This is a genomic window from Micromonospora sp. WMMD1128 (assembly GCF_027497235.1).
Taxonomy (GTDB): Bacteria; Actinomycetota; Actinomycetes; order Mycobacteriales; family Micromonosporaceae; genus Micromonospora.
In genome coordinates, this window is the sequence record NZ_CP114902.1 from 4,146,162 (window position 1) to 4,160,589 (window position 14,428).

The following is a 14,428-nucleotide window of genomic DNA, read 5'->3' on the forward strand; positions in this document are numbered from 1 at the left end:
GCGACGGCGATGAACCTGGAGATCTGGAACGCGCACGACCCGGCCGACGCGGCACGTTGGGCCAGGGTGCACGAGCGCTGGCGGCGCCGGGAGGTCGTCGCGCATCCCGCGTACGTGCGGTTGTTCGGCGACCCGGCCGGCGCTCCGATGGCCGCGTACGCCCGGACGTCCGCGGGTTTCGTGCTCTACCCGTTCGTGTTGCGTCCGGTGGACGCCCCGCACCTGCGCGAGGCGGGAGCGGGCTGGCAGGACATCGCGAGCCCGTACGCCGCGAGCAGCGGGGGCCCGTTCCAGGAGGGTGTCTCCGAGGCGGAGGCGAAGGACTTCTGGGCGGCCTTCGACGAGTGGTGCCGCTCCCGCCGGGTCGTGACGGAGTTCGCCCGGCTGCACGTCTTCGGCGACCGGATCCTGCCGTACCCCGGGCAGGTGCGCCCCAGGCTGCCGAACGTGCTGCGCGACCTACGCGTCCCGGCCGACGTCAGGTGGCGGGAGTTCGAGCACAAGGTCCGCAAGAACGTGAACAAGGCCCGCCGGAGCGGGGTCGTCGTGGAGGCCGACCCGACCGGTGCCCGCCTGGACGACTTCCTGGCCGTCTATTCGGCCACCATGGACCGGCGCGGGGCCGAGGAGACGTACCACTTCTCCCGGGCCTTCCTCGAGGCCGTCATCCGCGAGCTGACCGGTCAGTTCGTCTTCTTCCACGCCCTCCACGAGGGACGCGTCGTCTCGTCGGAGCTCGCCCTGCTCTCCGCGGACCACATCTGGTCGTTCCTCGGTGGCACCGACGAGCGCGCCTTCGCGCTGCGCCCCAACGACCTGCTCAAGGTCGAGATGTTCGACTGGGCGGAGCGCCACGGACGGATCGGCTGCCTCCTCGGCGGCGGCTACCGGCCGGACGACGGCATCTTCCGCTACAAGCGTTCCTTCGCCCCGGACACGCTCCTGACCTACTGCACCGGCAGCCGGGTGCTGAACGAGCCGGCCTACGACGCGCTCACCGCCGCCCATCACCGGGAGGGCGTGCGGCGCGACCCGGGCTGGCAGCCGGACCCGACGTTCTTCCCCGCCTACCGGGCGCCGCTGCCTGACTAGCCCGACCGACGCGTGGTTCGCGAAAGCAGGCACGGCCGCGCCTTGCCCCTGATAGAACCATTATGAGCGAGATATCCGGTTACTTCGGCGCCGCCGGCGCCCCGACCGCCGCATGCGAGGAGTTCCCGTGAAGAGGACCGCGCCGGCCAAGCGCATGATCGACATCCTTGGATCTGTGGCGTTACTCGTCCTCCTCAGCCCGCTCCTGACCGTCATCGCGCTCGCGATCCTGGTGACCTCAGGCCGGCCCGTCTTCTTCCGCCAGGTGCGCCCGGGCCTGCACGGCCAGCCGTTCACCCTGGTGAAGTTCCGCACCATGCGGGAGCCCCGGGCCGGGGAGCACGCCTGGTACACCGACGACGTGCGCTCCACCCGACTCGGCCGCTTCCTCCGCCGCACCAGCCTCGACGAACTGCCGGAGCTGGCGTTGGTGGTCACCGGGCGGATGAGCCTGGTCGGTCCACGCCCCCTGGTCATGGAATATCTGCCCCGGTACAGCCCTCGGCACGCCCGCCGCCACGAGGTGCGCCCCGGCATCACGGGCCTGGCCCAGGTCCACGGCCGACGTGCGTTGACCTTCGGTCAGCGACTCGACCTGGACGTGCACTACGTCGATAACCACTCGGTCCGGATGGATCTCGGGATCCTGCTGCGCACCCTCGCCCAACCGTTCCAGCGCGGTGAGATCGTCGGGCAGCGGCCCGAGGACGCCGACGACGTCGGCCTGGTGCCACCGGTGCTGGAGCGGGCGCGGTGACATCCACTCCGCGCTGGGAGGTCGGTTCGGTCTTCCCGTTCCTGGTGCCACCGGGCGAGCCCGCCCCGCCCGGGCCCGGCACCCGGCTGTACGGCTCCGGACGGCAAGCTCTGCGCGCACTCGTGACGCACGGACGCCGCACCCTCGGCTGGCGCACGTTGCACATGCCCGCCTACTACTGCCCGGAAGTGGTGGACAGCGTGCGGGACCTCATTCCCGTACGACGTTACGACGCCGGGCCGTTCGGACCGCCGGCGGCGCCCCGGGCCGAGGCCGACGAGGTGGTGCTGACCGTGTCGTACTTCGGCGCGCCCCCGGACCTGCCCGACACTGACGCAGATTTGATCGTCGACGTCACCCACGATCCGGTCGCGCCCTGGCTCGGCGAGGTGACGGCCCGGGCGGACTTCGTCTTCGCCTCGCTGCGCAAGACCCTGCCGCTGCCTGACGGCGGCGCGGTGTGGGCCGGCCGCGCAGCCGAGCTGCCCCCGGCGCTGCCGCCCACGGAGGAACACCTCGCCACCGTGAGCCGCACCCTGTCCGCCATGTGCCTCAAGGCGGCCTACCTCGACGGCATCCCCCTGGACAAGGCCGACTACCTGGCACTCTTCGCCGAAGGCGAGGCCGGACTCCGCGCCACCCGGATCAGCGGCATCTCCGACTACTCGCGACACCTGCTCGCCGTGCTGCCGCAGGACGAGATGCGCCGGCGAAGGCTGATCAACGGGGAACGGCTCTCGGCCGGGCTCCGCGACGTGCCGGGGCTGGTCGCGCACCAGCGAAGCTTCGGCGTCCTGCTCGAATTCGCCGATGCTGCGCTCCGGGACCGGGTACGGGCCGACCTGATCGCCCACCACGTCTACCCGGCGATGCTCTGGACCCTGCCGCCGGAGGAGACGCCCGAATCTCAGGTGGCGCTCTCCCGCCGGTTGCTCTATCTGCACACCGACATCCGGTGGGACACGGCCGACATGGATCGGGTGGTCCATCGCGTCCGCGCCGGCTGCACGCCCGGCCCCACGTCCGCACCCGGACCGGCCCGACCAGTTCCGCGCCGACCGCCGCCTCGGGCTGGGGACTCCGGCCTCGGGACAACCACCGACCCGCTTCCTCCGTCGGTGTCCACGCGCTGACCAACCGACGGGATGTTTGAGACGATGACGACGACTTCGCCCGTGCGGGTGGCTTCTCAGGTCGGACCCGATGGGCCAGGAAATGCACCTCTCCGGCCCCGTCCGGTGCGAACCGGGCGGGTCAGCCTGCTGCCCCTGTGGGTCGCGAGCGCTTGGATGCTCGGCACCTTCGGTGCCTTCTGGCTGGGCCCGATGGCGCACCTGGTGGAGAACCCGGGGAAGCTCTGCGCGTTCGTGTTCTCCGCCACGGGCGCGTTCGCGGTGGGGTACCTGGCGTGTACGCGACGCGCGGCCGCGGAGGGCATGCCCGCACCCGACTCGCCCCGCATGCGCACGGTCCACCGCCTCGTCATCCTCGGCGCGATCCACTACGGCGCACTGGGTGTCGCCTATCTGCGCGAGTATGGAGCGACCGGACCGGGCAGCATCCTGGCCAGCCTCCAGGAGCCGGCCACCGCCTACGCGAACAAGTTCCAGATCTACGATGTGCAGCAGACGACCGGCGGGGCCAACCCCGCCGTGCAGGTGCTGACGCTGCTCGCGGTGTTCTCCACCGCGCTGGTTCCCCTCCTCGTGCTGTACTGGCGCGAGCTGTCCGTCGCGGCGCGAACGGCCGGGATCACCGGGATCGCCCTGTACAGCGTCTTCTTCCTCTACATCGGCACCCTCAAGGGCCTCGGTGACTTCGCGATCATGGCGGCGGCCGGTCTGCTCCTCGCGTCCGGTCGCCGTCGGGCCGGGCACGCGACCGGCAGCCGGCTGACCAGAAAGAGGATTTTGACCATCGTCCTGTTCGGGCTCTTCTGCTGGTACCTGATCAACACGCAGGCGGACCGGACAGACCTCTTCGGCACCACCGACAAGGCGCGGCCGAACGCGACCGTCGAGCAGGTCCTCGGACCGCACCTGGCGACCGGGGTGACGGCGATGGTCCTCTATCCGACACACGGCTACCTCGGGCTGGCCTACAACCTGGACACCCCGTTCGAGTGGTCCCGGGGTCTCGGCAGCACGGTCGCCATCTCGTCCTACGCCGCCCAGTACCTGAACGTCGACCCCGGCGAACACCCGTCGTATCTCGAACGGACTGAGGCGCGAACCGGCTGGCCGGCGGACCTGTACTGGGCCACCGTCTACCCGTGGCTGGCGTCCGACCTCTCGTTCCCGGGCACGGTGGGCCTCATGGCGTTGGTGGGCTGGGTATTCGCCCGGACGTGGCGGGAGGCCACCGTGCAGAAGCGGGTCCTGCCCGGCGTCATCTTCACGCAGCTGTGCATCCTGATCGCCTACATACCGGCGAACAACGCGCTGGGCACCCGCCCCGCCCTGATCGGCCTGGCCACGCTGTTCGCCTGCTACCTCGGCACCGGCGTCGTCAGGTGGCACCGACGGTTGCAGCAGGCGTACGCGCCGGTCCGGCCGGCGCTGCCACGGCCGCTCATCCGCGGGGGGGACGCGCACCGGTGACGGCGGTCGGTCCCCCGCCCGGCGTCTCCCCGGGAAACCCGGCGAGCCCGGCGAGGAACTGGCGCAACCGCGCTCCCTGCGCCGCCGGCCCCCGCTCCCGCCGGGCGAACGTCGCCCCGGCCGTGCCGCGCTCGCGCCGTTCGTCGGCGTCGAGCGCCAGCGCCCGGGCCAGCGCCTCCCGTAGGCCGGCGCCGTCATCCGTCTCGGCGAACATCAGGTGGCGCTCGTAGTCCGCCGGTATGCCGGGCAGCCGCGTCGTCACCACCGGAACACCGGCGGCGAGATATTCCAGCAGCTTCGACGGGAACGAGTACCGCACGAAGCCCTGCGCCACCGGGCGTGGGTTCACCAACACCGCGGCCCGGGCCAGCCGGGAGGCCAGTTCTTTCCGGCCGATCAACTGGGGCGGACGGACACGCGGATCGCGGGTGGCCTGGGCGCATAGCTCATCGGCCAGCTCGCCCCGGCCGAACAGGGCCAGCCGCAGGTCCGGATCGGGCAGTTCCTGGAACGCGCGCACGAGGCGGTCGACCCCGTACGCGCGGGTCAGGCCACCGGCGTAGACGATCTCGCGAAACGGCGTCTCGTCGCCGACGGTGGGCGTGGCGGGCAGCGGGTCACAGATGCCCTCCATCACCAGGCAGGGCAGCCCGGGGGCGAAATCGTCCGCCAGCGGCCGGGTCAGCGCGACGACACCGGAGCATCGGCGCAGCGCAGCACGCACCAGCGCGACGTCGATCCGACGAAGCAGCCGGACGAACGCCCCGTCGGTGGCCAGTGCGACTCCGGGCGGGTCGGTGAGCACCGGTACGACGTGGACTCCGCGGCGCCGCGCGACGAACGCCCCGCACCAGAGGAACGGCGCGTGAACGCCGTGGATCAGCAGCACGTCGCTGTCGGCCCGTTCGGGTCGGGCCCGCATCGCCGCCACGAAGCGGGTGAGGTGCTTCAGGCCGAGCAGGTTGACGAAGCCGAGAAGCTGTCCGTCCACATCGTCGAAGCGGAACCGCGCACGTCGGAACACGACCCGGCGGTTCCGCGGGTAGGTGGACACCGGCGCGGCAGACACCAGGCGGACCTGGCAGCCGGCGGCGCGCAGGCTCCGGACGAGGGCCCAGGCGAAGGTGTGCGTCTGGACCGACATGATCTCGTCCGTCGCCATGATCTCCCGCAGGACGGGGTCCGGCACGGTGAAGCCGAGCAGCGTCACCCGCAGGGCCATGTCAGCTCTCCAGGATCCGTCGGTAGGTCGCGTCGAGCGTGGTGAGCATCGTGTCCAGGCTGTAGTTCTCGCGAACCACTTTCTCGCCGATCGCGGCCAGGTAGGCCCGCTCGGCCGGATCGGCGAGCAGCGCCGCGAGCGCGGCGGCCAGTTCGTCGGGAGCGTCCGGCGGCACCAGCCGGCCACCGCCGAGGCGCAGCACCTCGGTGTTGCCACCGACCGCCGTCGCCACCACCGGCAGGCCGTACGCCATCGCCTCGAGCAGGGCGTTGGAAAGGTTCTCGTGCAGGGTCGGGAACACGAACAGATCGGCGGCGGAGAGTAGGTCCGGCACGTCGTCACGAGTCCCGAGCATGCGCAGGTCGAGCCCCGCGACGGCGCGCAGTTCGGCTTCGATCTCCGGGCGGTCGGGGCCGTCGCCGGCGACCAGGAGCACCGGACGCGGACCGCCCGATAGCCGGCGCAACGCCTCGGCGAGCGACCGAAAACCTTTCTCCCAGGTCAGCCGACTGACCGTGATCATCACGGTGGCGTCGGGCGGAAGACCGAGAGCCTTCCGCGTACGTTCCCGCGCGGCGTGCGGCCGCGACGGCACCGGGACGCCGTTCGGGATCACCCCCACGAAGCGTTCACCGACGGCACGGATGAAGGGACGCGCGGCAGCGTACTCGCAGACGGTGGCGACGTGCGTGGCCGCCCGCAACGTGAAGGGCTCGGCGACGCCCACCAGGAGCCGGCGCCTCCAGGTCGGCGGGCCGGTGAGATCTCGGACTGTGCCGTGCACGCTCACGAGCACGCGCGGCACACCGGCGAGCCGGGCGGCCAGCACCCCGTGGAAACCCTCGTTCTGCAGTCCGCGGACGTGGATCAGGTCGGGTCGCACCTGGCGGAGCATGGCGACCCAGTCGCGGAGGAGCCGTGGGTTGAGGCCGCCGTTCGCCCCTGGCTGATGCATCCGCACGAACTCGTACCGCTGACTCAGATGGGATGCCAGCACTCGCTCCAGTGTGGTCCGCGGACCGTTGGCGCCGATCCGGCCGGCGAAGTGCGCCACCACGACCGGTGGGCCGGACCGGTCGCGCCTCCTGATGCGGTCCATCGCCATCCTCCGAAACAATCGCGGCAGGCTTCCCAGCAATCGGTCAGCCATCAGAAAGTCACGTATAGTACTAACGACTTTACGGATGATCGGTGATGAATGTGGACACTAGGTCTGGCCGCAAATCGGGACCGGTGCGGACTTTCCTCGACGCGGACCAGAGCGGCGAGACGGGCCGCACCGCGGTGGCTCTGGCCGCCTACCGTTTCCCGCATGGCGACGCGCCGTCGAACCGGCTGCTCCAACTGGCTCGATCAGCCACCCCTGTCGGCGGCACGACCGTGGTGGTCAACGACTGGCCACCGGACGGGACGCTGCCGCCCACCACGCCCGATCTGCCGGCAGACGTCCGCCTGATCAACCTCCTACCTACCGGTGGCGGCCGCTGGCGGCGTTGGTGGCGGCGGCGCACCCGGTCCCGGCGGATGCTTCGGGCGCTCCGGGCGGCCGGAATCTCGCCCCGCCACGTCGACGCCGTCCACCTCCCGCTGGGCCTGTGGGACCTGGCCACCTGGGCCGTGCTGCGGGCCGGCCTGCGCTGCCCGATCACCGTCGACGTGACGGAACGCCACGATCCGGCACAGTTCGCCGGCGGTCGCCTGGGGCCGGGCTTCCTGCGGCACCGGTGGGCGTTCTTCCTGGCTGGCCGCCTGGCGGATCGGGTGATCGCCATCACGCACGCCCTGGAGCGGCATTTCGTCCGGGCCGGCCGGGCGACCCTCGTCGTGCCACCACAGATCGACGTCACCGCGTTCGCCGAGCCACGCCCGGCGTCCCTCGACAGCGGGCTACGACTGCTCTACGCGGGCTCGCCGACCAAGAAGGACCAGCTTGGCGTCGTCATCGCCGGCATCCTGTCGCTGCCACCTGGCCCACGTGCCCGGATCCACCTGGTGATCGCCGGCATGACCAGGGCGACAGCCGTCCGGACCAGCGACCTCACCGCGGAACACCTCGACGAGATCGGCGACGGGATCACGTTTCTCGGCCGGGTGTCCCGGGACGACGTGCTGGCCGAGCTGAGCCGCTCACACTTCTCCGTCCTGGTCCGCCCGCCGGCGGGCTACGCCCAGTTCGGGTTCCCCTCCAAGGTGCCGGAGAGCCTCGCCGCCGGATGCCCGGTCCTGCTCAACCACACGAGCGACCTCGCGCGCCACGTCGTCGACGGCGATGAGGGCATCGTTCTCGGCGGCTGCGAGGCCGGTGACGTCCGAGCCGGCCTCGAGCGCGCGCTCCAGCTCGACGACCCCGGCTGGCAGCGAATGAGCGCCGCCGCGCGGCGGCGCGCCGACGACTTCGACTACCGGCGCTGGCGGCCGGCGGTGAGTTCGTTCGTGATCGGGGACCCGGCACAGTCGGTCGACGCGCCGCCGGTCGATCGCCGGCTGAGCCGGAGCTGACCGCATCCGGGGCATCAGCCCAACGGCTGCTTGACGACATTGGTCTGGAACCACTCCGCCGTCTCCCGCAACCCCTCCTTGAGCGGAACGGGACGCACCTGCGGAAAAAGCTCCCGCAGGACCCGGTTGTCCGCCTCGGAGTGCCGCACGTCGCCGGCCCGTGGGGCCTGGTGCCGGCGGACGATCCGCCGCCCGACGATCTGCTCCAGCTCGGCCACGACCGTCAGCAGGTCCACCCGGACGCCGAACGCGAGGTTGACCGGGTGCGGATGCGACACCCGACGCCGCACCGCGTCCAACAGAATCGCGCAGACACCCCGGACGTGGGTGAAGTCGCGGGACTGCCGTCCGTCGCCGTAGATCTCGATCGGCTCGTCGCGCAGGGCCGCGTGGACGAAACGCGGCACCACCGCCGCGTAGGCGTGGTCGTGCCGTTGTCGGGGTCCATACACGTTGAAGAAGCGGAACGCCAGCGTGGGCAGACCGTAGGAAACCTGGTGGGCGATGGCGTACGCCTCGGTCGCCAACTTGCTCACCGCGTACGGACTCAGCGGGCCGGTCCAGGTCAGTTCGGGCTTCGGCAGCGTCGGGTTGGCGCCGTAGACGGAGGACGACGAGGCCACCACCACGTGACCCACGCCATGATGTCGCGCCGCCTCCAACACTCGAAGGGTGCCGGTGGCGTTCGCGTGGTGGGAGCTCACCGGATCCCGCAACGACCGTGGCACGCTGGGCAGCGCCGCGAGGTGAACGATCGCGTCACATCCGCGGACGGCGTCGTCGAGCACCTGATCGTCCAGGATCGACCCGGGAACAACTCGTACGTCGAGCCCGTCCAGATTGCTCATCGTGCCGGTCGCGAGGTCGTCCAGGATCCGGAGATCCGCGACGGCCGGATCGCCGACCGCGAGGCGGGCGAGGTTGGAGCCGATGAATCCCGCTCCTCCGGTGATGAGCAGTCGCACGAGCAGCCTCCTGAGCAGGGTCGGTACACCAGCCCAACGACCGGAGGCGGCAATCGTCGCGGATACTGTCAATTACCCCAAAAAGGTCAACTGTCTGGAGCGTGGGGGGTCAGGGGGTGCCGATCGGGCGCGCGACTCGGGGCACGACGACATCGGCCAGTGGCGCCAGTTCGGCCGGGGTTAGTCGTCGCTCCGGCGGATAGAGCGCGCGCTCGTGCGCGAGAATCGTGTCGATCGGCCAACGGAGACGGATCACCCGCGCTGGCGCGCCGGCCACGATCGCGTACGGGGGGACCGACCGGGACACCACCGCTCCGGCGCCGATCACCGCACCCCGCCCGATGGTCACCCCATGCAGGATGATCGCCCGGGTCCCGACCCATACGTCGTCACCGATCACGACGCCGCGATCGAGGTGCTCGTCGCCCGGTCCCTTGGCGATGTTCTTCATCGGCACGCCCACGCAGTCGATCCGGTGGTTGCCACCGCGGATGGTGACCTCGGGACCGAACATGACGTTGTCACCGATCCGGATGCGTGACCGCGCCGCCATGATCACCGGACGGTGGCCGAGGTCCACGTTGCGGCCAACCTCGATGGTCTCGTATGTGTAGACCCCGTCCGGGTCGAAGACGAAACCACCACCGTGCGCGGCGAACCGGTCGAGGACAGCCAACCGCCGGATCAGTCGACGGGCCCGGTTCCCGGCGGTGATGATGCGGTCCACCAACCGGGCCGTCGAACGCACTGGTCCGCTCAACATTATGGCGCTCCACCTCGCACGGCTACTCCGTCCCCTGGGAGAAACGACGGTCCGCCCGTCCGGTGACCGGCTGCGGCCCCGCCCTGCCGGCGCAGTGCCAAGCGGTAGCCGTAGAGGGCGGCCGGCAGCACGGTCACCAGATAGCAGCCGACCGCGGCGAACGGCACGGCCTCGATGCCGTACCAGCGCACCCCGTACCACTTCGCCGGCATCGAGACGATCAGGTATAGCAACCAGCCGCCCAGTTGGGGCGCCAGGACGCCCGCCGCGTTCTGCACCATGAAGCGAGGCGAGATCGCCGCGAGCAGCACGACCCAGGTTGCGAGCCCGACGAGCAGCCAGCGGGTGCCGCCCAGCGGCTGCCCCAGCCACATCGCGAAGGCGCGCTCCCCCGCGACGACAAGCAGCACACTGGGCACCAGTGCGCTGACCACCGAGACCAGCGTCATCCGGCGAGCGGTGCGGCGTACCCAGTCCAGCCGACCGGCGGCGAGCGCATCCCCGTTGATCGTCCACAACGGCACATTGACGATCGTCACGACCATCGCGACCTGCGCGAACAGGCGGGCCGGCACGGAGTAGTCGGTGACGCTCGCCAACCCCAGCCGGTGCGCGACGATCAGCGGGTCGGCGTTCATGGCCAGCGACATCACCACGGTGAGCGCGAAGAACAACCCGCCGAGCCGCAGCAACTCGCGAGTGACCTGCCTGTCGATCCGCCCGCGCCACGGCGCCAACTCCGGCATCCGGCGGCCGAAGGTCCAGGCCGTGTTCGCGACGTTGCCCAGCACCGGACCGGCCACTGCCCCGCCGATCACCACGGCCGGCGGCAGGCCCGCCCCGATGGCGCCGAGGGCCAGCGGCAGGCCCAGCGCCGCCCCCACCCCCTGCCAGATGTTGCTGCGGCCGACCTGCTGGTACGCGTACTGCACCCGGTTCACCAGGCTCAGTGGGATGTTGACGACGAAGAACGTCAGGCAGGTCACCGCGACGATCCCGGCCTCCGACCGGCCCACCGCGCCATCGGTGTTGAACAGCGAATCCCAGTGGATCGAACCGGCCGCCAACCAGAGCGTGAGCGTGGCGACCGCCGCGATTCCGGTGAGCACCAGGTAGGCGCTGGCGATGTATCCCCGGGCCCGCGCGGCGTCACCGCTCGTGTAGCACGGGGCCAGCTTCGTCATCAGGCCGTTGCCCAACCCGAGGTCGGCGAAGGCCGCCATGCCGGTGAGCGCGGTGACGGCCATCCACAGGCCGTAGCGTTCGCTGCCGACGTAGGCCAACGCGGCCGGCACCATGACCAGTGGCACCACCACGCCGGCACCCCGGCTGAGGGCGGCGGTGGCGATCCCGGAGATCATCCGCCGGGTACGCGCCCGGTCGGCCTCCACCGCTCCCGGCGGCGGCGACGAGGGTACGGCCGCAGGCGGGGCAAGGAGGCGTCGCGGAGTCATCCGCCGGTCCCCTCCTGACGCCGCCCGTGGCCCGCTGTCCTCCGGCGACGACGCCGGCGCGGGCTCGACATCCGCTCCAACGAGCGGACGTCGGAGCCGGTTACGCGCCGAGCACGCCGTCGACCAGCGACTTGGCCTCCTCCTGGATCCGGGCGAGGTGCTCCGGACCCTGGAACGACTCGGCGTAGATCTTGTAGACGTCCTCGGTGCCCGACGGGCGGGCGGCGAACCAGCCCGACTCGGTGGTCACCTTCAGCCCGCCGATCGCGGCGCCGTTACCCGGCGCGGCGGTCAGGACCGCGGTGATCGGCTCGCCGGCCAGCTCGGTCGCGGTGACCTGCTCCGGCGACAGCTTCGCCAGGACCGCCTTCTCCTCCCGCCCGGCCGGTGCGTCGATCCGCGCGTAGGCCGGCGCGCCGAACCGGTCGGCCAGCTCGGCCCAGTGCTCGCTGGGGGTGCGCCCGGTCACCGCGATGATCTCGGCGGCGAGCAGGCAGAGCAGGATGCCGTCCTTGTCGGTGGTCCAGGTGCTGCCGTCGCGGCGCAGGAAGGACGCCCCGGCGCTCTCCTCGCCACCGAAGCCGACCGAGCCGTCGAGCAGGCCGGGCACGAACCACTTGAAGCCGACCGGCACCTCCAGCAGCGTCCGGCCCAGGTCGGCCGCGACCCGGTCGATCATCGAGGAGGAGACGAGCGTCTTGCCCACCGCCGCGGTCGGGCTCCACCGGTCCCGGGTACGGAACAGGTGGCCGATCGCCACCGCCAGGTAGTGGTTGGGGTTCATCAGCCCGGCGTCGGGCGTGACGATGCCGTGCCGGTCGGCGTCGGCGTCGTTGCCGGTGGAGACCTGGTACTTGTCGCGGGCGGCGATCAGCGAGGCCATCGCGTTCGGCGAGGAGCAGTCCATCCGGATCTTGCCGTCGCCGTCCAGGGTCATGAACCGCCAGGTCGGGTCCACCTCCGGGTTGATCACCGTGAGGTCGAGGCGGTGCCGCTCGGCGATCTCCCCCCAGTAGGCCACGCTCGCCCCGCCCATCGGGTCGGCGCCGATGCGCACCCCGGCGTCCCGGATCGCGTCGATGTCGAGCGCGGCGGGCAGGTCGTCGACGTAGTGGGCGAGGAAGTCGTACTCCCCGGTGGTGTCGGCGGCGCGGGCCCGCGCGTACGGGATGCGCTTCACCTCCTTGAGCCCGGCGGCGAGGATCGCGTTCGCGCGGTCCTGGATCCACTTCGTGACGTCGGTGTCGGCGGGGCCGCCGTTGGTGGGGTTGTACTTGAATCCGCCGTCGGACGGCGGGTTGTGCGACGGGGTGATCACGATGCCGTCGGCGAGCCCCGAGGTGCGGCCCCGGTTGTGGGTGAGGATGGCGTGCGACGCCGCGGGGGTCGGGGTGTAGCCGTCGCGGCTGTCCCGCAGCACGGTGACGTCGTTGGCGGCCAGCACCTCCAGTGCGCTGACCTCGGCCGGCGCGGAGAGCGCGTGGGTGTCCCGGGCGAGGAACAGCGGGCCGTCGAGGCCCTGCTCCCGCCGGTAGTCGCAGAGCGCCTGGGTGACGGCCAGGATGTGATCTTCGTTGAACGCGTTGCGCAGGCTCGACCCGCGGTGCCCGGAGGTGCCGAAGGAGACCTGCTGCGCCGGGTCGCTCGGGTCCGGGTGCTCGGCGTAGTAGGCGGTGACCAGCCGGGGCACGTCGACCAGGTCGGCGGGCTCGGCGGGCTGTCCGGCGCGGGGGTGGGCCACTGCGGGGTCCTCCTCGATGGATGGGTGGGGCCGGTCAGGGCTCGATGCGCTGACCCTTGCCGATGACGACGACGCCGTTGTCGGAGACGGTGTAGCGCTGGCGGTCCCGCTCCAGGTCGACGCCGATCTCGGCGCCCTCCGGGACGGAGACGTTCTTGTCCAGGATCGCCCGCCGGACGACCGCGTGCCGGCCGATCTCGACACCCTCCATCAGGACGGCGCCGTCGACGTGCGCCCAGGAGTGCACCTTGACCTTGGGCGAGACGATCGAGTTCTCCACCAGCGAGCCGGAGATCACCGAGCCGGGCGAGACCATCGAGCTGACCGCCCGGCCGACCCGCTCGCCCCAGGCGTGCACGAACTTGGCCGGCGGGTACGGCGGCTGCTCGGTGTAGATCGGCCAGTCGAAGTTGTAGAGGTTGAACACCGGGTGCACGTTGATCAGGTCCATGTGGGCGTCGTAGAACGAGTCGAGCGTCCCCACGTCACGCCAGTAGCCGCGGTCCCGGTCGGTGCTGCCCGGCACCTCGTTGTCCTTGAAGTCGTAGACGTTCGCCTCGCCGCGCTCGACGAGCATCGGGATGATGCTGCCACCCATGTCGTGCTTGCTGGTGCGGTCCTCCGCGTCGCGCTCGACCGCCTCGCAGAGCGCCTTGGTGGAGAAGACGTAGTTGCCCATCGAGGCGTAGATCTGGTCGGGCGCGTCGGGCAGTCCCACCGCGTCGGTGGGCTTCTCCCGGAAGGCCCGGATCTGCTTGCCGTCGGCGCCGACCTCGATCACGCCGAACTGGTCGGCCATGCCCAGCGGCTGCCGGATCCCGGCCACGGTCACCCCGGCGCCCGAGGCGATGTGGTCCTCCACCATCTGCCGGGGGTCCATCCGGTAGATGTGGTCGGCGCCGAAGACGATCACATGGTCCGGCTGCTCGTCGTTGATCAGGTTGAAGCTCTGGTAGATCGCGTCGGCCGAGCCGGCGAACCACCACGGGCCGCGGCGCTGCTGCGCCGGCACGGGCGTGACGTAGTTGCCGAGGAGCGTCGACATCCGCCAGGTCTTGGTGATGTGACGGTCCAGGGAGTGGGACTTGTACTGGGTCAGCACGACGATCTTGAGAAAGCCGGCGTTCGCCAGGTTGGAGAGGACGAAGTCGACCATGCGGTACATCCCGCCGAAGGGGACGGCCGGCTTCGCCCGGTCGGTGGTCAGGGGCATGAGGCGCTTGCCCTCCCCGCCGGCCAGGACGATCGCGAGCACCTTGGCAGCCATGGTCAGACGCTATCCACCCCGCCGCGACTTCACCACTCGGACGGCGCAGTTGCGCACCCGGTGAGATC

The 14,428-nt window shown here is 71.0% G+C and carries 12 protein-coding genes; 5 read left to right on the forward strand and 7 right to left on the reverse strand.

Annotated features, from left to right (window positions below; genetic code table 11):
• Positions 1–9 precede the first annotated feature (9 nt).
• From O7602_RS18500 to O7602_RS18515, 4 genes are all read left to right on the forward strand, one after another.
• Positions 10–1,092 carry a GNAT family N-acetyltransferase gene (locus tag O7602_RS18500; protein WP_281583888.1) on the forward strand — a complete coding sequence of 361 codons (1,083 nt, stop codon included), beginning with the start codon at positions 10–12 and terminating at the stop codon, positions 1,090–1,092.
• Between the two features lie 127 nt (positions 1,093–1,219).
• Positions 1,220–1,849 (forward strand): sugar transferase, encoded by a 630-nt coding sequence (locus O7602_RS18505; protein WP_281583889.1) that lies wholly within the window; start codon positions 1,220–1,222, stop codon positions 1,847–1,849.
• A complete protein-coding gene (locus tag O7602_RS18510; RefSeq protein ID WP_281583890.1) occupies positions 1,846–2,982 on the forward strand; it encodes a hypothetical protein in 1,137 nt (378 codons plus the stop codon). Before O7602_RS18505 ends, O7602_RS18510 begins: the two co-directional genes overlap by 4 nt.
• Positions 2,983–3,138: 156 nt before the next feature.
• Positions 3,139–4,449, forward strand: a complete 1,311-nt coding sequence (locus tag O7602_RS18515) for a hypothetical protein (protein ID WP_281583891.1) — start codon at positions 3,139–3,141, stop codon at positions 4,447–4,449.
• On the opposite strand, the gene O7602_RS18520 is transcribed toward O7602_RS18515, so the two are convergent.
• The gene (locus O7602_RS18520; protein ID WP_281583892.1) at positions 4,421–5,671 is read right to left on the reverse strand and encodes a glycosyltransferase; all 1,251 of its coding nucleotides are present in this window, start codon (positions 5,669–5,671) and stop codon (positions 4,421–4,423) included. The genes O7602_RS18515 and O7602_RS18520 overlap by 29 nt on opposite strands.
• A gap of 1 nt (position 5,672) precedes the next feature.
• Entirely contained in the window at positions 5,673–6,821 is a 1,149-nt protein-coding gene (locus O7602_RS18525; RefSeq protein ID WP_281583893.1) for a glycosyltransferase, read from the reverse strand.
• A gap of 83 nt (positions 6,822–6,904) precedes the next feature.
• Between O7602_RS18525 and O7602_RS18530 the strand changes: the two genes are divergently transcribed.
• Complete coding sequence (locus O7602_RS18530) at positions 6,905–8,170, forward strand: glycosyltransferase (RefSeq protein ID WP_281583894.1); 1,266 nt, start codon at positions 6,905–6,907, stop codon at positions 8,168–8,170.
• 14 nt (positions 8,171–8,184) lie between these two features.
• On the opposite strand, the gene O7602_RS18535 is transcribed toward O7602_RS18530, so the two are convergent.
• From O7602_RS18535 to glgC, 5 genes are all read right to left on the reverse strand, one after another.
• A complete protein-coding gene (locus tag O7602_RS18535; protein ID WP_281583895.1) occupies positions 8,185–9,135 on the reverse strand; it encodes an NAD-dependent epimerase/dehydratase family protein in 951 nt (316 codons plus the stop codon).
• Between the two features lie 109 nt (positions 9,136–9,244).
• Positions 9,245–9,715: a DapH/DapD/GlmU-related protein gene (locus tag O7602_RS18540; protein ID WP_281583896.1), complete on the reverse strand. Its 471-nt coding sequence runs from the start codon at positions 9,713–9,715 to the stop codon at positions 9,245–9,247.
• A gap of 182 nt (positions 9,716–9,897) precedes the next feature.
• Entirely contained in the window at positions 9,898–11,352 is a 1,455-nt protein-coding gene (locus O7602_RS18545) for a lipopolysaccharide biosynthesis protein (protein ID WP_281583897.1), read from the reverse strand.
• Positions 11,353–11,452: 100 nt separating this feature from the next.
• The gene (pgm, locus tag O7602_RS18550; protein ID WP_281583898.1) at positions 11,453–13,093 is read right to left on the reverse strand and encodes a phosphoglucomutase (alpha-D-glucose-1,6-bisphosphate-dependent); all 1,641 of its coding nucleotides are present in this window, start codon (positions 13,091–13,093) and stop codon (positions 11,453–11,455) included.
• Positions 13,094–13,127: 34 nt separating this feature from the next.
• Positions 13,128–14,360, reverse strand: coding sequence for a glucose-1-phosphate adenylyltransferase (gene glgC, locus O7602_RS18555; RefSeq protein WP_281583899.1), 1,233 nt, complete (start codon positions 14,358–14,360; stop codon positions 13,128–13,130).
• Positions 14,361–14,428 lie beyond the last annotated feature (68 nt).

Bases quoted from the DNA above. Each gene is read 5' to 3' on its own strand.
- glgC (WP_281583899.1), bottom strand. From the start codon at position 14,360: ATGGCTGCCAAGGTGCTCGCGATCGTCCTGGCCGGCGGGGAGGGCAAG.
- O7602_RS18525 (WP_281583893.1), bottom strand. From the start codon at position 6,821: ATGGCTGACCGATTGCTGGGAAGCCTGCCGCGATTGTTTCGGAGGATG.
- O7602_RS18515 (WP_281583891.1), top strand. From the start codon at position 3,139: ATGCTCGGCACCTTCGGTGCCTTCTGGCTGGGCCCGATGGCGCACCTG.
- O7602_RS18545 (WP_281583897.1), bottom strand. From the start codon at position 11,352: ATGACTCCGCGACGCCTCCTTGCCCCGCCTGCGGCCGTACCCTCGTCG.
- O7602_RS18520 (WP_281583892.1), bottom strand. From the start codon at position 5,671: ATGGCCCTGCGGGTGACGCTGCTCGGCTTCACCGTGCCGGACCCCGTC.
- O7602_RS18500 (WP_281583888.1), top strand. From the start codon at position 10: ATGAACCTGGAGATCTGGAACGCGCACGACCCGGCCGACGCGGCACGT.